The organism is Erythrobacter sp. NAP1, assembly GCF_000152865.1.
In the GTDB taxonomy this organism is placed as follows: Bacteria; Pseudomonadota; Alphaproteobacteria; order Sphingomonadales; family Sphingomonadaceae; genus Erythrobacter.
In genome coordinates this window covers 1,052,364-1,072,498 of record NZ_CH672390.1, presented here as the reverse complement: position 1 = coordinate 1,072,498, position 20,135 = coordinate 1,052,364, and the positions used below count along the sequence as shown (strand labels likewise).

Annotated in this window: 20 protein-coding genes; 17 read left to right on the top strand and 3 right to left on the bottom strand. The window is 59.2% G+C overall.

The annotated features are described in order from the left end of the window. The first annotated feature begins 27 nt into the window (after nucleotides 1-27). From NAP1_RS05035 to NAP1_RS05015, 5 genes are all read left to right on the top strand, one after another. Nucleotides 28-681 (top strand): hypothetical protein, encoded by a 654-nt coding sequence (locus NAP1_RS05035; RefSeq protein WP_040464257.1) that lies wholly within the window; start codon nucleotides 28-30, stop codon nucleotides 679-681. After that, a complete protein-coding gene (locus tag NAP1_RS05030) occupies nucleotides 678-1,334 on the top strand; it encodes a hypothetical protein (protein ID WP_156777205.1) in 657 nt (218 codons plus the stop codon). The genes NAP1_RS05035 and NAP1_RS05030 overlap by 4 nt, the downstream gene beginning before the upstream one ends. Before the next feature lie 87 nt (nucleotides 1,335-1,421). Next, a complete protein-coding gene (locus NAP1_RS05025) occupies nucleotides 1,422-2,351 on the top strand; it encodes a TraB/GumN family protein (protein WP_007164155.1) in 930 nt (309 codons plus the stop codon). Next, entirely contained in the window at nucleotides 2,351-3,241 is an 891-nt protein-coding gene (locus NAP1_RS05020; protein ID WP_007164154.1) for a TraB/GumN family protein, read from the top strand. Before NAP1_RS05025 ends, NAP1_RS05020 begins: the two co-directional genes overlap by 1 nt. Before the next feature lie 120 nt (nucleotides 3,242-3,361). After that, nucleotides 3,362-4,048 (top strand): 50S ribosomal protein L25/general stress protein Ctc, encoded by a 687-nt coding sequence (locus NAP1_RS05015; RefSeq protein ID WP_007164153.1) that lies wholly within the window; start codon nucleotides 3,362-3,364, stop codon nucleotides 4,046-4,048. An 83-nt stretch (nucleotides 4,049-4,131) separates the two neighbouring features. Here the strand turns inward: NAP1_RS05015 and NAP1_RS05010 are convergent, their stop codons facing one another. After that, nucleotides 4,132-4,548: a hypothetical protein gene (locus tag NAP1_RS05010; protein ID WP_162013467.1), complete on the bottom strand. Its 417-nt coding sequence runs from the start codon at nucleotides 4,546-4,548 to the stop codon at nucleotides 4,132-4,134. 91 nt (nucleotides 4,549-4,639) lie between these two features. Here NAP1_RS05010 and pth point away from each other — a divergent pair, with 91 nt between their 5' ends. From pth to ychF, 5 genes are all read left to right on the top strand, one after another. Next, a complete protein-coding gene (gene pth / locus NAP1_RS05005; protein WP_007164151.1) occupies nucleotides 4,640-5,209 on the top strand; it encodes an aminoacyl-tRNA hydrolase in 570 nt (189 codons plus the stop codon). A gap of 18 nt (nucleotides 5,210-5,227) precedes the next feature. Next, nucleotides 5,228-5,806 (top strand): hypothetical protein, encoded by a 579-nt coding sequence (locus NAP1_RS05000; RefSeq protein WP_007164150.1) that lies wholly within the window; start codon nucleotides 5,228-5,230, stop codon nucleotides 5,804-5,806. A gap of 61 nt (nucleotides 5,807-5,867) precedes the next feature. After that, nucleotides 5,868-6,863, top strand: a complete 996-nt coding sequence (locus NAP1_RS04995) for an SDR family oxidoreductase (RefSeq protein WP_007164149.1) — start codon at nucleotides 5,868-5,870, stop codon at nucleotides 6,861-6,863. 134 nt (nucleotides 6,864-6,997) lie between these two features. Then, a complete protein-coding gene (locus NAP1_RS04990; protein WP_007164148.1) occupies nucleotides 6,998-7,219 on the top strand; it encodes a PEP-CTERM sorting domain-containing protein in 222 nt (73 codons plus the stop codon). 146 nt (nucleotides 7,220-7,365) lie between these two features. Further along, nucleotides 7,366-8,466: a redox-regulated ATPase YchF gene (gene ychF / locus NAP1_RS04985; RefSeq protein WP_007164147.1), complete on the top strand. Its 1,101-nt coding sequence runs from the start codon at nucleotides 7,366-7,368 to the stop codon at nucleotides 8,464-8,466. Here ychF and NAP1_RS04980 read toward each other — a convergent pair whose 3' ends face one another. Next, nucleotides 8,467-10,188 (bottom strand): hypothetical protein, encoded by a 1,722-nt coding sequence (locus NAP1_RS04980; RefSeq protein WP_007164146.1) that lies wholly within the window; start codon nucleotides 10,186-10,188, stop codon nucleotides 8,467-8,469. Nucleotides 10,189-10,632: 444 nt separating this feature from the next. On the opposite strand from NAP1_RS04980, the gene NAP1_RS04975 reads away from it, so the two are divergent. Then, nucleotides 10,633-11,319, top strand: coding sequence for a PilZ domain-containing protein (locus NAP1_RS04975; protein ID WP_007164145.1), 687 nt, complete (start codon nucleotides 10,633-10,635; stop codon nucleotides 11,317-11,319). A 127-nt stretch (nucleotides 11,320-11,446) separates the two neighbouring features. Beyond that, nucleotides 11,447-12,253 (top strand): DUF1206 domain-containing protein, encoded by an 807-nt coding sequence (locus tag NAP1_RS04970; RefSeq protein WP_040464740.1) that lies wholly within the window; start codon nucleotides 11,447-11,449, stop codon nucleotides 12,251-12,253. Nucleotides 12,254-12,296: 43 nt separating this feature from the next. Here NAP1_RS04970 and mutL read toward each other — a convergent pair whose 3' ends face one another. After that, a complete protein-coding gene (mutL, locus tag NAP1_RS04965; protein ID WP_007164143.1) occupies nucleotides 12,297-14,129 on the bottom strand; it encodes a DNA mismatch repair endonuclease MutL in 1,833 nt (610 codons plus the stop codon). 211 nt (nucleotides 14,130-14,340) lie between these two features. Here mutL and NAP1_RS04960 point away from each other — a divergent pair, with 211 nt between their 5' ends. From NAP1_RS04960 to rodA, 5 genes are read left to right on the top strand one after another with little or no spacing between them, the layout of a single operon-like run. Next, the gene (locus NAP1_RS04960) at nucleotides 14,341-15,384 is read left to right on the top strand and encodes a rod shape-determining protein (protein WP_007164142.1); all 1,044 of its coding nucleotides are present in this window, start codon (nucleotides 14,341-14,343) and stop codon (nucleotides 15,382-15,384) included. A gap of 58 nt (nucleotides 15,385-15,442) precedes the next feature. Then, entirely contained in the window at nucleotides 15,443-16,348 is a 906-nt protein-coding gene (mreC, locus tag NAP1_RS04955; protein WP_007164141.1) for a rod shape-determining protein MreC, read from the top strand. Further along, on the top strand, nucleotides 16,345-16,905 hold the full coding sequence (locus NAP1_RS04950; RefSeq protein WP_007164140.1) for a hypothetical protein: 561 nt from the start codon (nucleotides 16,345-16,347) through the stop codon (nucleotides 16,903-16,905). The genes mreC and NAP1_RS04950 overlap by 4 nt, the downstream gene beginning before the upstream one ends. Continuing rightward, the gene (gene mrdA, locus NAP1_RS04945) at nucleotides 16,905-19,004 is read left to right on the top strand and encodes a penicillin-binding protein 2 (RefSeq protein WP_007164139.1); all 2,100 of its coding nucleotides are present in this window, start codon (nucleotides 16,905-16,907) and stop codon (nucleotides 19,002-19,004) included. The genes NAP1_RS04950 and mrdA overlap by 1 nt, the downstream gene beginning before the upstream one ends. Then, nucleotides 19,001-20,131: a rod shape-determining protein RodA gene (gene rodA, locus NAP1_RS04940; protein ID WP_007164138.1), complete on the top strand. Its 1,131-nt coding sequence runs from the start codon at nucleotides 19,001-19,003 to the stop codon at nucleotides 20,129-20,131. Before mrdA ends, rodA begins: the two co-directional genes overlap by 4 nt. The last annotated feature ends 4 nt before the right edge of the window (nucleotides 20,132-20,135 follow it).

Genomic DNA, 20,135 nt, shown 5'->3' with positions numbered 1-20,135 from the left:
ATCGCAGACCCCAATGAGAGTTTTTCAATGACCACCCCCGACCAATTCGAAGAAGAAGCAGAGTTCTCGCACACACGCTACTGGCTGCATCTGATTGGCTGGTCAGTCCTTTTGACCGTCGTTTTGATCGGCGGAATTCTGGTCGGCGTAGGGTTGAAAAACCTTCTCAATGGCGGCGACACAAGCGACATCCTGTTCGTCGTGATTGGCACTCCAATTGTCGCTGTCTCGGGCTATTTTTGTTGGCGTTGGTTCCCCGATTTCACGATGGGAGAGCCGCACACCGCGCGTGGCAACCGGATCCGCTGGCTGCTGGTCGCTGTCGTCGGAGTGGGAATAGCAACCGCCTTCCCGATCATTCTGTCCGACAGCGAGCAGCGGGCGACGGAAATCCTCTTCAGTAACGGCCCGATGCCCTTCTGGCCCGCGATCACCGCCATTTCGATCTGGGCGATCGCCATGCCTTTCCTCATCCTTTTCGGACGCCGCAACTCTGACGAGCATGGCCGTGCTGCTGGTGACTTCGGAATGATGGTCGGTTTTCAGGTCTTCGGCTACGCCGCTCCGATCTGGTGGATGGGCTGGCGCGCCGAAGTCTTCCCGCAGCCCGACGTGATGATCCTCTTTATCGTCACCGGCGTGATTTCCTCCATCGCAACCCTTTGGAAGCGCTCATCATGAACGACAAAACCGAACACGACGCAGATGCTCCGCTCGGCCTGCTTACGATGCTCAAGCAACAGCTCGGCACTGCCATGATTGCTGGCGCTGGCATCGGCCTTCTTTATGGCGGCCTTGTGGGCCTTGGGGTCGTCCTATTGCGAGAGACGCTTTCCATCCCTGCTTTGCTGGTATGCTTAGTCTGCATCGGTGGCGGTGTACCGATCCTGGTTTACGCCTACCGCCGCTCACCTAGCCTACGTGATGGCGATCCCGACACGCCTCGCGCACGTCGAATGGGCAAGCTCATGTTTTTCCTCATGACTTTCGTAGTCGTGATTATGCTGCCTTTCGTCATTCGCGGAGACAGCCTTGAGGGGATCGAGTTCTGGTCGAACGGCCCTATCCCGCAATGGATCGCCCTGTTCCTTGGCGCGGTCTGGCTGATTGGAATGCCCGCGCTAGTCTATTTCAACCGCGTCAACATGGACGAGCTTGAGCGCGGCGAGATGGAGTTCGGTGAGACGATCGGCTTCCAGTTCTTCGGCCTTGGCGCACCCCTCTGGTGGATCGCTCACCGCGGCGGTTTCGCGCCCGAGCCTGACCTTATGATCATGTTTGTCGCTACTGTGGCCGTCTCGGTCGCCGCAAACATGTACAGGAAGGTATCATGACGCTGGTAGCTCTGAGCCACGACGAACCACAATGACATTCCATCAATTGATACTGCCTCAACTTACCCCACTGAAAGGATCGCATACATGAAACTTGCACATCTCCTACCCACCGCCGCAGCAAGCCTTGCCCTTATCGCCGCGTCACCGGCGCTGGCTGATGCTCACATGGAAACCGCGCAAGCGGAGGCTGAAACTGTTCTCCCCGCCGGACCCGAGGGCCCCGCGCTCTGGAAAGTCAGCGACGAGGACACCACGATCTATCTCTTCGGCACGGTCCACATCCTGCCCAAAGAGCTCCAGTGGTACGACGCCGAGATCGACGCAGCCCTTTCCTCGTCCGATCTCGTTGTCACTGAACTGATGGAGTCGCCTGAGAACGAAGCAAAGTCTCAGCAGCTTGCCATGCAGATGGGCATGCTCGAACCGGGCACGACGCTGCGCTCGCTTCTCGATGAAGAGCAAACCGCGCAGTACGAGGCCGCGCTCGCGGGGCTCGGCGTTCCCGAGGCGGCGTTCGATCCGTTCAAGCCCTGGATGGCAAGCGTCACGCTCACATTCCTGCCGCTGATGGCGAACGGCTATGACCCCGCTTCCGGTGTCGATAAGGTGATCATCGCCAAGGCGGGTGACACGTCGAAGGACGCCCTTGAGACGGTCGAATTCCAGCTCGGCATTTTCGACTCTTTGCCTCAGGATGAGCAGCTCAAGCTCCTGATGTCGACCGTTGAAGGCGTCGAGGAGGTCAAGACCATGATCGACACAATGGTGGATTCGTGGATCAAGGGCGATGCGGACGGGCTTGCCGAAACCATGAACGAAAGCATGAGCGAAAGCCCGGAGCTTGCCGAAGCACTTTTGTACGAGCGCAACGCCAACTGGGCCGAGTGGATTGACGCTCGCATGGACGAGCCCGGCACGGTTTTTGTTGCAGTCGGAGCAGGCCATCTTGCGGGGGAGATGAGTGTGCAGGACTACCTCACCAAATATGACCTGACGGCAGAGCGCATCCAGTAATGCTCTCGCGCATGTTCGCCGCCTTCGCGCTCGGTTTCGCGCTGTCTCTGACAGCGTGCGCCGAGCGCGAGGAAGCGGTCGATTTCCCCGGCGTCAATCCGCTGGTCTACGAAATCGCCAATGCCGACGGGGAGGTCGAGGGATGGATGCTGGGCACCATCCACGCCCTCCCCGATGGCGTATCGTGGCGTACGCAGACAATCGAAAGTCTTGTCGCAGACGCAGATTACCTGTGGGTGGAAGTGGCTGAGCTCGAAAATCGAGCGCAGATTGCGCTCACATTTGGGGAGCTCGCTGGCACCGAAGGGCTCGGCCCGTTGAACGATCGGGTGGAAGAGGACCTGCGCGAACCGCTCGCCACGATGATAGCGCGCTCGGATTTTCCGGCTGGCGATTTCGCAGACACCGAGAGCTGGGCCGCCGCCATCATGCTTTCGCGGGTCGATGCAAACGGTGACCCCGGCAATGGCGTCGATCGCGCACTCATCCGTGATTTCGCGCAGCGTGAAGTGCGCGGTTTCGAGACCGCCGCCGGCCAACTCGGCGTGTTCGACCAGCTTGCCGAAGAGGATCAACGCGACCTACTCGAAGGGACCGTGCGTGAATGGGCTGCGAGCCGCGATGAGCCGGGCAAGTTGATGCGCGCCTGGATCGCAGGTGATCTTGCGGTGCTTGAGGAAGCCACAAAGACCGGCATCATGGCAGATCCTGAATTGCGAGACGCCCTGCTGGTGGGCCGCAATGAAGACTGGATCGAACCTCTGGTACAAAGCCTTCAGGCTGACGAAAGGCCGCTGGTTGCAGTTGGCACGGCTCACCTCATTGGTCCTGACGGTCTTGCCGCGATGCTCGAAGCGCGCGGTTTCACAGTGACGCGCCTTAACAACTAGGCATTTGGGCTTGTGTTTTGGCCCGCAACCTGTATTTGCGCGGCCTTCGGCGTTCTGGTCATCCCTGGAGGCGGCGCGCCGTAAGACACTTAATCAAACACGTATTCGAAAGGCACTGCTATGAGCGACGCTCTCACATTGCCCGCCGAAGCGCGCGAACGGGCAGGCAAGGGAGCCTCCCGTGCACTTCGCCGCGAAGGTCGGGTCCCCGCTGTAATTTACGGCGGCAAGGAAGAACCAACGACGATCCACGTCGAGGAAAAGGAACTGGTCAAGCAACTGATGACCGGTCACTTCATGAACTCCATCGTGAAGATCGAAGTCGGCGGTGAAACCATCCGCACGCTTCCCAAGGATGTCGCTCTGCATCCCGTCACCGATCGCCCGACGCATGCGGACTTTTTCCGCCTTTCGCGCGACGCGAAGGTCGAGGTTCAGATCCCAGTCGTATTCGTTGGCGAAGAGCAGTCGCCGGGCCTCAAGAAGGGCGGCGTGCTCAACGTTGTCCGTCACGAGCTCGACCTGATCTGCGAAGCTGACAAGATCCCTGGCGAGATCGAAATCTCGGTCGAAGGCAAGGAAGTTGGCGACTCGATCCACATCAGCGAAGTTAACCTGCCCGAAGGCAGCGTGAGCTCGATCACCGATCGTGACTTCACCATCGCAACTCTCGTCGCACCGTCGGCTCTCAAGAAGAGCGAAGAAGAAGGTGCCGAGAGCGAAGACGTCGAAGCAGATGCAGTCCCCGCTACCGAGCAGGGTGAAGATGCAGACGCTGCCCAGGAACAGGAAGACAAGAGCGAATAAGCTCCGGTCGAATGAACCAAATCACCAAGGCGCCGGGCTGGGAAACCAGTCCGGCGTTTTGCTTTTTGGGTCAGATGTGCGGGTCAGTCAGTCGCGGCAGACAGATGAGCATCGCACTCGTCCACCCCGGCCTTTACCCCGTTGATGTCGTAAATATCGCGTGCTTCTTCCCAATACGGGCGGGCCTCATGTGACCTTTCCATTCCCTCCATCGCAAGCGCGATCAAGCGGGCGGTGTTGGCGAAATTGAGGCTCTTGTCGGTCTCGGTCTGCTCGTAAACCGACATTGCTTCCTCGGCAGCGTCAAGCGCCAGTCGCAATTGGTCATTCTCGATCGAATGTTGCGCGCCGTGCCTGAGACAAAAAGCCAATTCACCCAGAAGCTCCACGCTGCGCGCTTTGTCAGCGGCTTCGTAATAGCCACGTGCAGCTGCGCGGTGATCTCCCGCTTCACTGGCCGTGCGCGCTCTGGCCAACATGGGTCGAAGACGTTCAGGCATGACGAGGAGATGATTAGCACACAATTTTCGTTTGCCTAGAGGGGTACCCTCCCCTCGCCAAGCCGACGCGGGGGCGCTAGAGGCGCTGACCATGCAGATCTGGACAGGCCTTGGTAATCCCGGACCCAAATACGCGCTCCACCGTCACAATGTCGGCTTCATGGTGCTCGACGTCATCGCGGACATGTACGACTTCGGCCCCATCCAGAAGAAGTTCTCTGGCTGGGTACAAGAAGGCCGTATCGGAACGCAGAAGGTTCTGCTGCTCAAGCCAGCGACTTTCATGAACGAAAGCGGTCGCAGCGTGGGCGAAGCGATCCGCTTCTACAAGCTCGACCTCGACGCGCTCACCGTGTTTCATGACGAGCTCGACCTTGCGCCATTCAAGGTCAAGGTCAAACAAGGCGGCGGGACGGCAGGCCACAATGGCCTTCGCTCAATCGACAAGCATCTCGGCCCCGATTTTCGCCGCGTGCGTATCGGGATTGGCCATCCGGGTCACAAGGACCGGGTAAGCGGTTATGTGCTTGGCAATTATGCAAAATCCGAGCAGGACGATCTTGCAGCCATGCTAGGTGCCATCGGAGCCGAGGCTGAATGGCTGGCAAAGGGCGACGACCCCCGCTTCATGAGCGACGTTGCCATGAGACTTCAGGACTAAGAGGGCGAGAAGACGATAATGGAAGGCTTCGACTACGTCGTCCTGTTCCTGGCGATCCCGGTTGGACTGGCGCTGGCAGACATGGCGCAGGGTCTCTCGGTTGCGATGCGGCGCAGGGGAGAATTCACCATCGGATGGCTGACCCCGCTGCTGGTGCTTTTCATCCTGGTTCTTACCTCGATCTTGCTAGAAAGCTTTTATGAGGTCCGCGACATCGTGGGAGCTGACGCTCCTGTGCTGTTCATCGGATTGGTCTATACCTTTGCGTTCTACGTCGCGGCATCCTTCGTCTTCCCGGAGAGCTTCGAACCGGGAATATCACTCGACGACTGGTTCATGGAAAAGCGGCGCTACTCGCTCGGCGTCACGTCCGTTCTGGTGCTCATCACATTTTTCCTGTTCCTAATGGGAAGAAGCAGTTCGGTCGCTACGCAACCGGTCGTCTTTGCGATCGTGCTTGCCGCGTTCTTGCTGATCTTCTTTCTCCCGATCTTCCTCGCGCTTCGGGCAAAAACCAAGCCGGGCGCGCTAATCGCAATGATCGGTCTTAATGGGCTCTATCTTCTTGCTGCTGCATCAATCGTGATCTCCCGATAAGTCTTGCAGGGCGTCGCGGCGGCAGCCTATCGTCGCGAGACAAAGCTTCGGAGAGAACCCCATGACCAATATCAACCGCCGCACCCTTCTTGCCGGAGCCGCCGCAACCGGCGCGCTCACTGCAACAGCCTCTCTGGCGCTTGATGACGTAGTCGAAGGAACAACCGACATGAGCGGCAAGAGCGTGCTCATCACCGGCTGTTCGAGCGGCTTCGGGCGCCTTGCCGCAGAGGATTATGCTCGCAAGGGCGCCAAGGTGTTCGCAACCATGCGCAACCTCCCTCGTGCTGAAGCGGCTGAACTCATGGCGCTCGCCGAAGCGGAGGGCCTCGATCTGCATATCATCGAGATCGACGTCACCTCCGATGAGCAGGTGGCAGCAGGAGTGGCAGAAGCGATGGAAATCGCAGGAGGCCCGATCGACGTTCTGATCAACAATGCGGGGATTTCCTATGGCGGCCCGGTCGAAGTTCAGGACATGAAGGCAACCCACCATATGTTCGACACGAACGTATACGGTCCACACCGCATGGCGCGCGCGGTCCTGCCCGCAATGCGGGAAGCGAAGAGCGGGCTCATTATCAATGTCACCTCGCAGCTAGGCCGCGTCATAGCGCCTGCAATCGGCCAGTATTCGCCGACGAAATTCGCTCTTGAAGCGATGAGCGAACAGCTCGCCTACGAACTGGTTCCGCATGGCATCGAGGTCACGATTATCGAACCGGGCGGCTATCCGACCAAAATCTGGGAAAACTCGAACGCGAACACGATGGAGCTGCTCGCAAGGGCCGACGGTGCTCACACGGCAGGCTATGCCGCACTCCTTGCCTCCCTCGCCCAGCGTTCGGGCGGCGGCGGAAACACCGATCCGATGGACGTGCCCAACGCAATGGCAGAGATCATCGCGATGCCCGCAGGCACGCGCCCGATCCGCCGCGCGGTGCATCCCGGCCTCAAACCGCAACTCGCCATCAATGAAGCATCGGCGCAAGCACAGCTCGGATGGCTTGGCGAATCCGGCTATGGCCCTTGGATCAAGGCCGTGCACAACGCCTGAGCGCGTGTCAGACCTCTTGGTTAAGGCGTTGTGAGAAATCGCGCCATAATGAAACATTGTCTCCAAGTGGCGAGACAGCATCGGCGCTATTCGATAACCCGGTTCTCGAAAGAACTTGATGGGGGCCGCGAACGATGCGTCAGTTTAGTTTTATCCATGCTTTGATTGTGTTTGCGGCGCTTGCTCTTGCGGCGGCTCCGGCACACGCCCTGAAATGGCCTCCCAAGGATGAACCTGTCAGCAGCTCAGGCGGATCGTCCGGTGGCACTCCGGTCCCCGAACCTTCGAGCATGATCCTTTTTGGCGCGGGCGCGGCAGCATTCATGCTGACCAAGCGACGCAAAAAGTCTGACTAAGACACACTGAACACTCCTTGTGAGTCTTCGAGGGGCGCATTCCTTTGGTCGGGGATGCGCCCCAACCCGTTTTGTACTCTGGTCAAGCGAGCGCGGCGGCGCTAAGGCGCGGGCCTTCCAACGTCGCTTTTCATGAAAGAGTACCCATGGGTTTCCGTTGCGGGATCGTGGGCCTGCCCAATGTCGGCAAGTCCACTCTATTCAATGCACTCACCGAAACGCAGGCCGCGCAGGCCGCGAACTATCCGTTCTGCACGATCGAGCCGAATGTCGGCCAGGTCGCCGTTCCAGACGAACGCCTCGACAAGATCGCCGCCATCGCAAAGAGCGCGAAGGTAATCGCGACGCAGCTCGCATTCGTTGACATCGCGGGCCTCGTGAAAGGCGCGAGCCAGGGTGAAGGTCTGGGCAACCAGTTCCTCGGCAACATCCGCGAGGTCGATGCCATCGTCCACGTGCTGCGCTGCTTTGAGGATGACGACATCCAGCACGTCTCCAACAAGGTCGACCCGATTGCCGATGCTGAAGTGGTCGAAACCGAACTGATGCTCGCTGACCTCGAAAGCCTCGAGAAGCGCGTGTCGAACGCGGAGAAGCGCGCGACAGCGGGCGACAAGGAAGCCAAGATCATGGCGAGCGTGCTTGGGCAGGCGCTAGAGCTGCTGAAGGACGGTAAACCTGCAAGGCTTGTTGAACCGAAGGATGTCGAGGAAGAGCGCGTACTCAAGCAGGCCCAGCTGCTGACCGCCAAACCTGTTCTTTATGTCTGCAATGTCGCAGAGGATGAGGCCGCAAGCGGCAATGCGTTGTCCCAAGCCGTCTTCGCCAAGGCCGAGGCCGAAGGTGCGCAAGCCGTCGTCGTGTCCGCAGCCATCGAAGCCGAGCTGGTCGAAATGCCCGCCGAAGATCGGGCGGAGTATCTCGAGAGCCTCGGGCTTGAAGAAAGCGGTCTCGCACGCGTCATCCGCGCTGGCTACACGCTGCTTGGCCTCAAGACCTTTTTTACAGCCGGTCCTAAGGAATCGCGCGCTTGGACCTTCCCGGATGGCGCCAAGGCGCCTCAGGCAGCAGGCGAAATCCACACCGACTTCGAAAAAGGCTTCATCCGTGCCGAGACCATTGCCTACGACGACTACATCGCTCTTGGCGGCGAAGCCGGTGCTAAGGAAGCGGGAAAAATGCGCCAGGAAGGCAAGGATTACGACGTGAAGGACGGCGACATCATGCTGTTCAAGTTCAACGTCTAATCAGATAGTTGTCGGCCCCTCGACGAGCGCTGCCATAATCCGGTCCACACCTCTATCCGACCAGAGGAAGAGCCCGATCGCATCGCGCAATTCTTCGTCGTTTGCTTGAGCGAAATCGGCGTCTTTGACAGCGCCGCTTAGCAACTGAACCGCCTCATGCTCCGCCCCGCTATGGGTGGAGACTTGTGGGCGGTCTGCCAAAAGGCGCGCACTTTCCTCATCCCCGCTGCTGAGGGCTGCGAGCATCAGGTAGATGTGGAGAAGCGGATCGGGCGCGGGATTGCGCAAGACCATGCTGCGTAGTTGGCGAGAAGACAGGTAGTCATCGTCTCTGGTGATCGCGCAGGAGTTCGCTTCTGCTTCCAGCGCCGCAATCATGGCTGGGTACGTGGCCGCCCCTTCAAATGCCCTTTCGATATGTCCTGCGGCTGCCGGGCAATTGTCGTTGGCTAATTGAACCTTTGCTGCAGTGAAGTTGGCAAAAGCGTTGAAGCGATCAATCTCGAGCGCTCGCGAGACATCCGCCCAGCCCTGCCCAGTACGCCGGATCGGCTCGTCCGCTAAGCGTCTCTGTTGAAAATGTGCGTGAGCGCGCCTGGCATATATGAACGATGAAAACCGATCCTGCGGGAAACGCTCAAGGCATTGGTCTACCAGCCCCGCGAGAATCTCCGAATTTGATCGGCGCGCTTCTATAGCAATGAAGCATTGATATGCGCTAGCGGGTTCCTCGGTGATGCCCTCCGCGACGTGTTGAGCTATCGCGCCAATTGGCGACGTCACATAGACCAACGCGGCTCTGAAATCGCGCTTGAAGGCGGCCTCGTCATCGGGCTCAATCAATATGCGATCGGTGAACAGCAACTCCCCCTCGCTCGTATAGAGGAGCAAGGACGCAACGCCTTCGCCGCCACTGCGAGCATCGAAGTGGATCTCCAGGTTGTAATCCGCAGGCATATCGCCGTCTTCGAAGTGACGCTTTGAAACCATCGAGTAGGATAGCTGAATGTCGGCATCGACTTGCGACTGCTCCGCCAGGGCGGCCAAGGATGGGGGTAGGCTTTCGAGCTCAGCCTGATCCATCGATAGCGCCACGCTGGGCACATCGGCATCCACACTCGGTGCTGGCGATCCACTCTGCCAAGCTTGCACACCCACCAACACGAGCGCTGCGGTCGCGAGGACCAGTGCGGCAAGAACAAGAACCCTGTTGTTCCGCACTTGCGGGGCGACGAGTTCGATCGGCTTTGTTTCCGGGCGAGCCAGAATTTCCATCGGCTCCGCGCGCGGCTCGACGACCGGGATTTCTTCCTGCACCACAACAGGAGCCGGTGCGTCTTGCTCCTTTGCTTCGTCCAGAATTGGTATCTCGGAAAACTCGGTCAGCTTCAGCAAGTATTCGCCAAGCTCGATGCTGATGCGGCGACCGTCCAGCGGCGCGTTGCGAGAGTAATATGTATCAAGGTTCGACCGCAGACGCGAAATCTGCACTCGCGGATAGCTGTCATTGGCAAGGTCGAAGTCCTCATCCTTGCCCAGTCCATCGACCGCGATTTCATACTGGGTCGGCCCCGGACCGCCCCGCGCACTTGCCTCTACTAAATACCTAAGCAGCCGGCTTTGCACCGGAGAGCGCCTGAAGAGAGGGTCTGAAAGCACCTGTGCGGCTTCCAGACCCAACTGTTGTGCAAAGTCAAATCGAGTGATCTGCGATTCACTCATAGTCTGACACCCCAAAGAATAAAAGTTAACGCGCCGTTAGTATTTATAGAGTGGCGAATATCTGAGGATGTAACGCCCTACTGAACCTGGGGTTCCCTACAGTTGTAACGTTACAATAACGGTAAGAAACTCGTTCATGACGTGAAGTCAAGGCAACCTTCGAAGGCATGAAGCGATCATGCACTATTGCCCTGCTTGCCACGTCATTTGCGCTGTTTCCAAACGCAGCGAATGCCCAACAAGCCGATGAACCGAAGTTTTCCCGAGCTTCGACGGCAACCCAAGTGGTCGCTTCGGCGAGGATCCTCTCAGGGGTCAGGATCGAGTGGTCAGACCTGACTTCTGAGAGGATCGCCACCAATTCAGCGGGCCAATCGGTGGCTCGGTCACGCTCCCGGGTCGAGAGCGTCAGCCAATCGGACGGCGAACGGAGGGAAGTTAGATATGTCGATTTTCATTGAGGGTGCTGCGCAATCACAACCGGGCACCGAGTTTGTCGATCCGATCGAGGCGCTGATTGAAAGCGAGCCTCAAGAGCGCGCAATCAGCCCGCGTCAGCCCGCGATCACTGAACGCCGAGCCAATCGACGCTTTCTCGCCGCTTTCCGACCAGCCTGTCTGATCATCAACAATCGTATCCGCCTCGGGATGATACGCAACATGTCTGATCTGGGCGTCATGATAGAATGCGAAACGCCCCTGAAGAAGGGCGACCGCGTCTCTTACTTCTGGGATGAGAACAAGATCGTCCAAGCGCGGGTCGCCTGGAGCGACGGCAATCGCCACGGGCTTGATAACGACGAGCAGGCCCGCGTTTTTGATCCGGAACACTCATATCGCTCGGTACGAATTCCCTGCTCGCTCCACGCGAAAGTCTGGATTTCCGGTAATTGCCACACGGTCCGTGTAGTCAACCTATCGATGGGAGGTATGCAGATCGATGGTATTGAGGCCCGTGCGGGCTCCCCGCTCACGATCGCGATCGGCGGACTGGAGATCTACAACGCCTGCGTCAGATGGAGCAATGGCCGGCTCGCTGGCATCCATTTTCCCAAACGCCTCAGCCAGAGCGAATTAGCGCAGCTTATGCTCGAACACCCGGACCATTTCGACAACGCAGTCGCAGCCTGATCAACCAGAGAGTTTGGCTTTCACATCCCCGCACGGAACGTTCCTGGTCGCAATCACCGGTCGAGATCGGGAACTATTTGCCCTTCCCATGGGTAGAGTTTTCAGACGCTAACCTTGGGAATTCATGATGGTCGACAAATCCGAAAAGTTTAACTGGCTGGTCCGGGCAGGCTACCTGTCGCGGGCCATCCTGTATTCGATGCTGGGCCTTATCGCCCTCTCGAGCGCTGGTGCGATCAGCAAAGGCACCGACGGAATCTTCAAGGCGATCGAAGACTTTCCCGCAGGTACGGCGATCCTTTGGCTGATGGTCATCGGCCTGTTCGGCTACTCGCTATTCCGCTTCGCATCGCCGATTTTCGACATCGAGAATAATGGTTCAGACGCCAAAGGCTGGGCCAAACGCATTGGCCACGCCGGCTCGGGCGTAGGCCACGCGGCGCTTGCCCTCTCCGCTTATCAGTTCGCGACCACGTCTGGTGGTACTTCCGGTGGCGGAGGCGCGGAGGCCGCCGCATCGGGCGTGCTTAGTATGGCCTTTGGCGGAACAGTTCTTGGCGTGCTCGGACTGATCTTCTTCATTGTTGCAGCAGTCCAATTCAAGAAGGGCATCAGCGGCGATTTCATGCAGCGCATTTCAGGGTCTGCACCGGATTTCACTCGCACACTTGGTGGCATCGGATTCAGCGCACGCGGCGTAGTCTACGGTGTCGTCGGCTGGTCGCTGATCCAGGCTGGTTTCATGTCGGGCGGCGCAGAAGAAGTGCGCACGTTGGGTGATGCGCTCGCCGACCTTGCTGGTCAGGGCGCGATCTTCACCATCACGGCGGCGGGCCTTCTGATCTTTGGCATCTTCAGCCTGATCCTTGCACGCTATCGGATTATTCCTGAGTTGGACCGCGACCAGGGCGTGCCGCAGTTCCGCACTGCATAAGCAGGCAACAACCAACATCTTTTCGGGCGGTGCTGGCTTCGGGTCAGTGCCGCCCGAACAGTTTCTCGACGTCTTCCATCGAAAGTTTTACCCAGGTTGGCCTGCCGTGATTGCACTGCCCTGAGCGCGGCGTTGCTTCCATTTCGCGCAGCAGCGCATTCATCTCTGCAACACTGAGCACCCGCCCCGCCCTCACCGAACCGTGACAGGCCATAGTCGCGAGGACGTATTCAAGCCGCTCCGCCAGGAGCAGTGAGCCGCTGTCCTCTTGCTTGCCGTGCTTGGCAATATCGTCAGCCAGATCGCGCAGCAATTTGCCCGTATCCGCTTTCGCAATCGCAGAAGGAACGCTTCGAACAAGCATAGCCGCAGGTCCGAAGCGCTCGACCGTCAGACCAAAGCGAGCCAGACCTTCTGCCGCGTCTTCGAGCCGGTCGCAGTCAGCTTCATCCATTTCTACGACGTCCGGCACGAGCAACGCTTGAGAACGCTGCGTCGCCTCCCCTGCTCCAGCCCGCTTGAGCCGCTCAAGCACCAAGCGCTCATGTGCCGCGTGCTGGTCGACAAGGATAAGGGCGTCCTTGCTCTCGGCGACGATATAGGTGTTCGCGACCTGCCCGCGAGCGATACCCAGCGGGTATTCGGCGACTTCATTCTCGATCGGAGCGGCCTCTTCTGCCCGCCCTTGCGGAAGAGCGGCATCCGGACGCGGTGTGTATTCGACGCGCGGTTCGGCCACGCGCTGTTGCGGCGCAGACCAATCCCGGCTCTCGAAGATTGAGCGCATCGCTGGTGCAGGTTCGTGAACCGGCTCAGCTTGCCATCGCTCCATCGCCGCACGGTCGGGTCCCTGCGCGCTACGCCGGTCTCCTGTGGCAAGCGCCTGCCTCAGTCCTGAAACGATGAAGCCGCGCACACCTGTTGAATCGCGAAACCGCACTTCGGTCTTTGCGGGATGGACGTTCACGTCCACATCTTCAGGAGGCACGTCGAGGAACAGCGCAAGCACAGCATGGCGATCACGCGCGAGCATGTCGGAATAGGCCCCGCGCACCGCCCCTGTGAGAAGCTTATCCTTTACCGGCCTGCCATTGACGAACAGGTATTGGTGATCGGCCACACCGCGGTTGTAGGTTGGCAAACCGGCGAGCCCGCTCAGGCGCATCGGGCCGTGAGGGCCGTCACGCTCCAGCTCGATCTCGACAGCATTGTCCTTCAATTCGCGCGCGACGATCTGCGCCACACGATTGGAAAGGCCTTCATCGGTCTGAGTGGCGAGCGCCTTGCGGATTTTCCCTTCAGCGCCATTCTCTAGAGTAAAGGCAATATCTGGCCGCGCCATCGCCAAGCGCCGCACGATATCGAGACAGGCGATGTATTCGCTGCGAGGAGTGCGCAGAAATTTTCGGCGGGCGGGGACTTTGGCGAAGATTTGCTCCACCCTCACCCGCGTTCCCACTGGCAGTGCAGCAGGAGCATCTTCGACCGTCTCGCCATGATCGACGACGCGTCGCCATCCATCTGCAGCGCCTTTCGGTCTGCTTTCCAATGTCAGACGAGCAACACTCGCAATGGAGGGCAATGCTTCGCCTCGAAAACCAAGGGTCGCGACCATCTCGATCGCTTCGTCAGGCAATTTCGATGTTGCATGCCGCTCAAGTGCCAGCCCCATCTCGTCCGGCGTCATCCCGCAGCCATCGTCCGTCACTTCGAGCCGCGTTAGGCCGCCATCTGTCAGCACCACACCGATTCGCCGCGCTCCCGCATCGATGGCGTTCTCGACCAACTCTTTGAGCGCCGCCGCAGGCCTCTCAACCACCTCACCAGCGGCAATTCGGTTCACAAGAGCGGTTGGAAGGCGTCGGATTTGGGGCATTTGTCGCAAGCTAGCTGTCACACGCCGCAAATTCGAGGGCTGCGGGGGAAAATACGGGGGTCAGTCAACAAAAATTTTAGCAATTTTGACAAGCTTTCGCTAGGCGCAACGGGTCTCGTCAATTTTGGGATGGATTGCGGACGTTCTGACCTTTCGGGGACCCCATAAGCGGAATGTTCGTTACCCTAATCAAGGCAACGGAAAAACATAAATGAGCTTTTGGAACAACCTGTTCAAATTCGGTTCGCAAAACATGGCCATCGATCTCGGTACGGCCAACACGCTGGTTTACGTGCAAGATCAGGGCATCATCCTCAATGAGCCGTCTGTCGTCGCGATTGAGACAATCAACGGCATCAAGCGCGTTAAGGCGGTAGGCGACGACGCCAAGATGATGATGGGTAAAACGCCCGACACGATTGAGGCAATCCGCCCGCTGCGCGATGGCGTGATCGCCGACATCGAAATCGCGGAAGAAATGATCAAGCACTTCATCCGCAAGGTTCACGGCAAGCGTAACTTGTTCCGCTATCCCGAAATCGTAATCTGTGTTCCCTCAGGCTCGACCTCGGTCGAGAAGCGCGCAATCCGCGACGCAGCCTCGAATGCGGGTGCTTCAGAAGTTCACCTCATTCTTGAACCCATGGCAGCAGCCATTGGTGCCGACATGCCGGTAACCGAGCCCGTTGGTTCGATGGTGGTCGATATCGGCGGCGGCACGACCGAGGTTGCAGTCCTCTCGCTGCGTGGTCTTGCTTACACCACGTCGGTCCGCACCGGCGGCGACAAGATGGACGAAGCCATCGTTTCCTATGTGCGTCGACACCACAATCTCCTGATCGGTGACGCCACAGCTGAGCGGATCAAGAAAGACTACGGCATCGCTATGGTCCCCGAAGACGGCGCGGGCGAAAGCATCACTCTCAAGGGCCGCGATCTCGTGAATGGTGTGCCCAAGGAAATCACCATTAATCAGGCGCATGTGGCGGAGGCGCTTTCCGAGCCGATCGGCGCCATCGTTGAAGGCGTTCGCATCGCTCTTGAGAACACCGCACCTGAACTGGCCGCAGACATTGTTGATCAGGGCATTGTGCTCACTGGCGGCGGCGCACTAATCCGCCGCTTGGACGAGCATCTTCGCGAGGAAACCGGTCTTCCGGTGTCAATTGCCGAAGATCCGCTCACCTGCGTTGCGATCGGCACTGGCCGGGCGATGGAAGATCCGATCTATCGCGGCGTGTTGATGACCGCATAAATTCGCTCCTCGCAAATAAGCGGCAGGAGACACGAACAAAGGGACTTGGGGCAAGGTCATGGCGCCGCCATCATCGCGTCGATCGAGCTTTTCGAAAAAGCAGCAATATTCGGTGTTCACCGGATATCTGCTTGCGACGCTTGGCGCACTTGCGGGACTGGGACTTCTCGCCCTTTCCCTGTGGCAGCCTTCGACCTTCCAACCCCTGCGAGGCGGCGCGACCGATATCGCAGCGCCCGTAGGAGAAGCGAGCGCAACCGTTCGATCCGGCGGAAGCTCCACCTGGGATACTATCACCGGATATTGGCGCGCCGGCAGCCAGAATGCGCAGCTGCGTGACGAAGTGGAGGTCGCCCGTATCCAGTTAGCGGAAGCCAAGGCGGTCGAAGCCGAAAACAGGCGACTAAAGGCCCTGCTTGGCCTTGCCACTCAACAGGCCGACGCCATCGCGACAACTCGCCTCGTGGGCTCAAGCTCATCCAGCGCACGCCGGTTCGCTTATATTGGCGTCGGACAAAGTGATGGTGTCCAGATAGGCATGCCCGTCCATTCCGAGCGTGGCGTGATCGGGCGTGTGCTCGAGACTTCGCGTGGGTCTTCGCGTGTGCTGCTTCTCACCGACACGGAAAGCGTTCTTCCGGTACGCCGTGCAGCCGACCAAACCGTCGCCTTTGCCGAAGGCCGCGGTGACGGTCTGTTGCGCATCCGTCTTATCAATCTTGGCCTCAATCCTCTTGAAGTGGGTGATGTCTTCGTCACCAGTGGTGCTGGCGGATACTACCGACCCGGCGTTGCGGTCGCGGTATTGAGCGAGCTGACGCCTGATGGTGGCATTGCGCAGCTCATTGCAGAGCCTTCAGCGACCAATTTCGTCGTAGTAGAGCCCATCTACGAACCCGCTGCGGTCGAAGCGGCTGGCGTACGTGCGAGCGAGGAACTGAGCGACGAGGAGCTTGCGAATTGATCGACCGGCTCGATCCGCCAGTTCAAAGGCGCGCCTATGGTAGCGGCGGTATCAACCGTGTCACCTCGCCCTGGCGGGCAAACTCGGTTCACTACATCTCAATCATGATCGGATCGCTTCTGCCGCTATACGCTTTGGCGGATGTGATGCCGATACTGCCGCCGCTGGGCTTCCTGATCTTCCTCGGCTGGCGGGTCATGCGTCCGGGCCTGATGCCTCTTTGGGTCGGAGTACCGCTCGGCGCATTCGACGATCTGTTCAGCGGTCAGCCCTTCGGCAGCGCAATTTTGCTATGGTCATTGACCATGATCGTGCTCGAACTCATCGAAACGCGCTTTCCCTGGCGCGGCTTTTGGCAGGACTGGTTCACCGCCGGTCTAGCGATCGTGCTTTACATCATCGCAGCCATGGTGGTTTCCGGTGCAACAATCCAATTGACGGTGCTTTTCGCGATCCTTCCGCAGATCGCGCTTAGCGTGCTGATTTATCCGCTGGTCGCGCGCTTGATCGCGTGGCTTGATCGCTTCCGTCTTTCCCGTTCGCGCAGGATTGGATGATGGGCATTTTCAATCGTCGCAAAACTGGCTTCAAGACAACGGCGGTGGTCAACGCATCGACCTTGCGCAATACATTCGACCGGCGTGCCATTGTTATTGGGGGTCTGCAAGGCGGCATCGGTATCCTGCTCGCCGCTCGCATGGGCTATCTCGCGATTGCCGAGAACGAGAAATACCGGCTGGAGTCCGAAAGCAACCGGGTCAACCTGACACTGATCCCGCCGCGTCGTGGCTGGATTCTTGATCGCAACGGAGCCCCCCTCGCCTCCAACCGCGCCGACTTTCGCGTCGACGTGATCCCGGAGCGCCTGGCCGATGCCGACGCGACGATCGACCAGATCGGCAACTTGCTCGATCTCGAGGCTGACCGCATTGCAGACTTGAAGACAGAAGTGGCCGCAGCACGCGGATTTGCTCCTGTGGAAGTGGCAAGCGGCCTCGATTACGAGCAGTTCGCTGCGCTCAGCGTACGCCTGCCTGACATGCAAGGTGTCATCCCGCAGAGGGGCTTTTCGCGCTTCTATCCCACCGCGTCTTCGGTCGGTCACCTGATCGGTTATGTCGGTCCCGCTTCGTCCGAGGAGTATGACGAGGCACCTGACCCGCTGCTCCTTACGCCGGGCTACAAGATCGGGAAGGACGGACTGGAAAAGCAGTTCGAGCAGGATTTGCGCGGCGTTCCCGGTGCGCGGCGGGTCGAAGTCACTGCGGGCGGTCGCATCGTACGCGACCTTGAAACCCGCGACGACATTCAGGGCGACCCGGTTCGCCTCACGATCGACGGGCCTTTGCAAGACTACGCCGCTCGCAGGATCGGGCTGGAAAGCGGTTCGGTCGTGGTGATGGATTGCGAAACCGGCGACCTGTTGTGCATGGCTTCCATGCCAAGCTTCGACCCCAATTCCTTTTCTGACGGCATCGGCAGCGTCGAGTACGCGATGCTGCGCGAAGATCCCCGCGTCCCGCTGCGCAACAAGGTGCTGAAGGGCCTCTATCCGCCTGGTTCGACGGTCAAGCCGATGCACTGCATGGCATTCTTGAAAGCCGGAATCAGCCCTGACGAGGCGATCACCTGTGGCGGTGGACGGCGCATCGGCAATCGCTTCTTCAATTGCTGGTCGAACCATGGCCGCGTCGACATGGCCAAGGCGATCTACCAGTCCTGCGACAGCTATTTCTATCACTTCGCCCAGCAGATCGGTTTCGACGCCGTTGCAGAAATGGCGCGCACCTGCGGGATGGGTGAAGAATTTCCGCTCCCGGTGATGAGCCAATTCTACGGCACGGTCCCAACGCCAGACTGGAAATTCAACAAGTTCGGCCGCGAGTGGCAGCCTTTCGACACGGTCAACGCGTCGATCGGACAGGGATATTACCTCGCAAGCCCTCTGCAACTGGCGGTCACTTCTGCGCGCCTAGCAACCGGGCGTCACGTCATGCCGCGCCTTACGCTCGATACCCCGCCCAAGGGGTTCAATCAGGTCGACTTTCCCGCTGACCACGTGAGCTACGTGCGGCAGGCGATGAGCGATGTCGTCAACGGCCCCGGCACCGCGGGCCGCGGGCGCTTGCCGTTCGAAGATATCAAGATGGCAGGCAAGACCGGAACTGCACAGGTCGTGAGCCTCAGCGTTTCGGACGGACGCAGCGGCCCATGGAAATATCGCGACCACGGTCTGTTCACCTTCTTCGCGCCGACCGACAAACCCAAATATGCAGGCGCGGTGGTCATTGAGCACGGGGGCGGTTCTGGTGCCGCTTACCCGATTGCCCGCGACGTTATGACCTTCCTGTTCGATCCCGCAAAAGGGCTCGAGGCTCTGCGCGCACTTGAAGAACAATGGGGCGGAACCGCTCAAGAGCGCCTCGACCGCCGGTATGCAGCCTACGCCGCCGAGCGCGGGGCGACGGTTCAGCCCACGCCGCGGCGCGATGAAGAAATCTTTGACCGCGTGGAGGCTGAGGCAAGGCTCGAAGCAGAGCAGACGCAGGAAGAGATCGGCGACGCATTCGTGGCGCCTCGCGAGAACCAGACCGCGGCAGGCACCCCTCCTGTCGATGCCTTGACGCCTGTTACCGAGCGCGGGGCCCAGCAATGAGCGCGCGCGGCGGCATAATTCCCTATCCGATTGCGCGTCAGCCGTGGGGGATGCTGATCCCCTTGTTTTTGCTCGTCGCATTCGGAGCTGCGGTTCTCTACTCTGCAGCCGGTGGATCGATGGATCCGTACGCGTCTTCGCATCTCGTTCGGTTTGGCGTTTTCCTGGTCATGGCATCAGTGATCGCGTCGCTACCGCGCGAGTTGGTGCGACTTCTGACTTATCCAGCTTATGCTATTGTTCTAGCGCTTCTTTTGCTGGTCGAGATTATTGGACAAGTAAACGGAGGGAGCCAACGTTGGCTCAACCTCGGCTTTATGGTCCTGCAGCCTTCAGAGATCATGAAACCGGTGATCGTGGTAACGCTCGCGCTGTTCTACTCATCGTTACCCGTTGGACTAATCACCGGGTGGCGCGCGCTCCTGATCCCTGCCGCGTTAATAGGCCTGCCCGTTTCTTTCGTCCTGCTTCAACCGGACCTTGGCACCTCGCTAGCGATCCTGTTCGGTGGCGCTGTGGTGATGCTCCTCGCCGGATTGCCACTCAAATGGTTTATCGGCGGAGGACTGGCAGCGGCAGCGGTGGCCCCGGTCGTGTTCTTCTTTGGACTCCAGGATTACCAGCAGCGGCGCATCCTCACGATGTTTGATCCGGAAGCAGATCCCCAAGGCGATGGCTATCACATCATACAGTCGCAAATCGCGATCGGTTCAGGCGGCATCTTCGGCAAAGGCTTCAACAATGGCTCACAAAGCCACCTGCAGTATCTGCCAGAGCCGCACACAGACTTCGTCTTTGCAACCATGGCCGAAGAGTGGGGCCTCATCGGCGGTCTGTTTGTGCTCGGCGTGTTTGCCGTCATCATGCGGTGGGGTCTGAGCGTCGCGCGCGCATCGAAGGACAGGTTCGCAAGCTTGCTGGCCGGGGGAATGACCGCGACCATATTCTTTTACGTAGCAGTCAATCTATTGATGGTGATGGGCTTTGCCCCCGTGGTCGGCATCCCATTGCCGTTTATGAGCCATGGCGGCTCCTCAATGCTCACCAACATGATCTGCATCGGCGCGCTGATGATGGTCAATCGCTGGAACCGGAACGCCCCTCGCGGTGGTCTAAGCAGCCAATAGGCAC

What these genes read in the sequence shown, in the direction of transcription:
- NAP1_RS04970 (WP_040464740.1), top strand. Translation starts at nt 11,447, where the DNA reads ATGGTCGACAAATCCGAAAAGTTTAACTGGCTGGTCCGGGCAGGCTAC.
- NAP1_RS05010 (WP_162013467.1), bottom strand. Translation starts at nt 4,548, where the DNA reads ATGCCTGAACGTCTTCGACCCATGTTGGCCAGAGCGCGCACGGCCAGT.
- NAP1_RS05020 (WP_007164154.1), top strand. Translation starts at nt 2,351, where the DNA reads ATGCTCTCGCGCATGTTCGCCGCCTTCGCGCTCGGTTTCGCGCTGTCT.
- ychF (WP_007164147.1), top strand. Translation starts at nt 7,366, where the DNA reads ATGGGTTTCCGTTGCGGGATCGTGGGCCTGCCCAATGTCGGCAAGTCC.
- NAP1_RS04980 (WP_007164146.1), bottom strand. Translation starts at nt 10,188, where the DNA reads ATGAGTGAATCGCAGATCACTCGATTTGACTTTGCACAACAGTTGGGT.
- mreC (WP_007164141.1), top strand. Translation starts at nt 15,443, where the DNA reads ATGGCGCCGCCATCATCGCGTCGATCGAGCTTTTCGAAAAAGCAGCAA.
- NAP1_RS05035 (WP_040464257.1), top strand. Translation starts at nt 28, where the DNA reads ATGACCACCCCCGACCAATTCGAAGAAGAAGCAGAGTTCTCGCACACA.
- mutL (WP_007164143.1), bottom strand. Translation starts at nt 14,129, where the DNA reads ATGCCCCAAATCCGACGCCTTCCAACCGCTCTTGTGAACCGAATTGCC.
- NAP1_RS05030 (WP_156777205.1), top strand. Translation starts at nt 678, where the DNA reads ATGAACGACAAAACCGAACACGACGCAGATGCTCCGCTCGGCCTGCTT.
- NAP1_RS05015 (WP_007164153.1), top strand. Translation starts at nt 3,362, where the DNA reads ATGAGCGACGCTCTCACATTGCCCGCCGAAGCGCGCGAACGGGCAGGC.
- mrdA (WP_007164139.1), top strand. Translation starts at nt 16,905, where the DNA reads ATGGGCATTTTCAATCGTCGCAAAACTGGCTTCAAGACAACGGCGGTG.
- NAP1_RS04975 (WP_007164145.1), top strand. Translation starts at nt 10,633, where the DNA reads ATGTCGATTTTCATTGAGGGTGCTGCGCAATCACAACCGGGCACCGAG.
- NAP1_RS04960 (WP_007164142.1), top strand. Translation starts at nt 14,341, where the DNA reads ATGAGCTTTTGGAACAACCTGTTCAAATTCGGTTCGCAAAACATGGCC.
- rodA (WP_007164138.1), top strand. Translation starts at nt 19,001, where the DNA reads ATGAGCGCGCGCGGCGGCATAATTCCCTATCCGATTGCGCGTCAGCCG.
- NAP1_RS04995 (WP_007164149.1), top strand. Translation starts at nt 5,868, where the DNA reads ATGACCAATATCAACCGCCGCACCCTTCTTGCCGGAGCCGCCGCAACC.
- NAP1_RS04990 (WP_007164148.1), top strand. Translation starts at nt 6,998, where the DNA reads ATGCGTCAGTTTAGTTTTATCCATGCTTTGATTGTGTTTGCGGCGCTT.
- NAP1_RS05000 (WP_007164150.1), top strand. Translation starts at nt 5,228, where the DNA reads ATGGAAGGCTTCGACTACGTCGTCCTGTTCCTGGCGATCCCGGTTGGA.
- pth (WP_007164151.1), top strand. Translation starts at nt 4,640, where the DNA reads ATGCAGATCTGGACAGGCCTTGGTAATCCCGGACCCAAATACGCGCTC.
- NAP1_RS05025 (WP_007164155.1), top strand. Translation starts at nt 1,422, where the DNA reads ATGAAACTTGCACATCTCCTACCCACCGCCGCAGCAAGCCTTGCCCTT.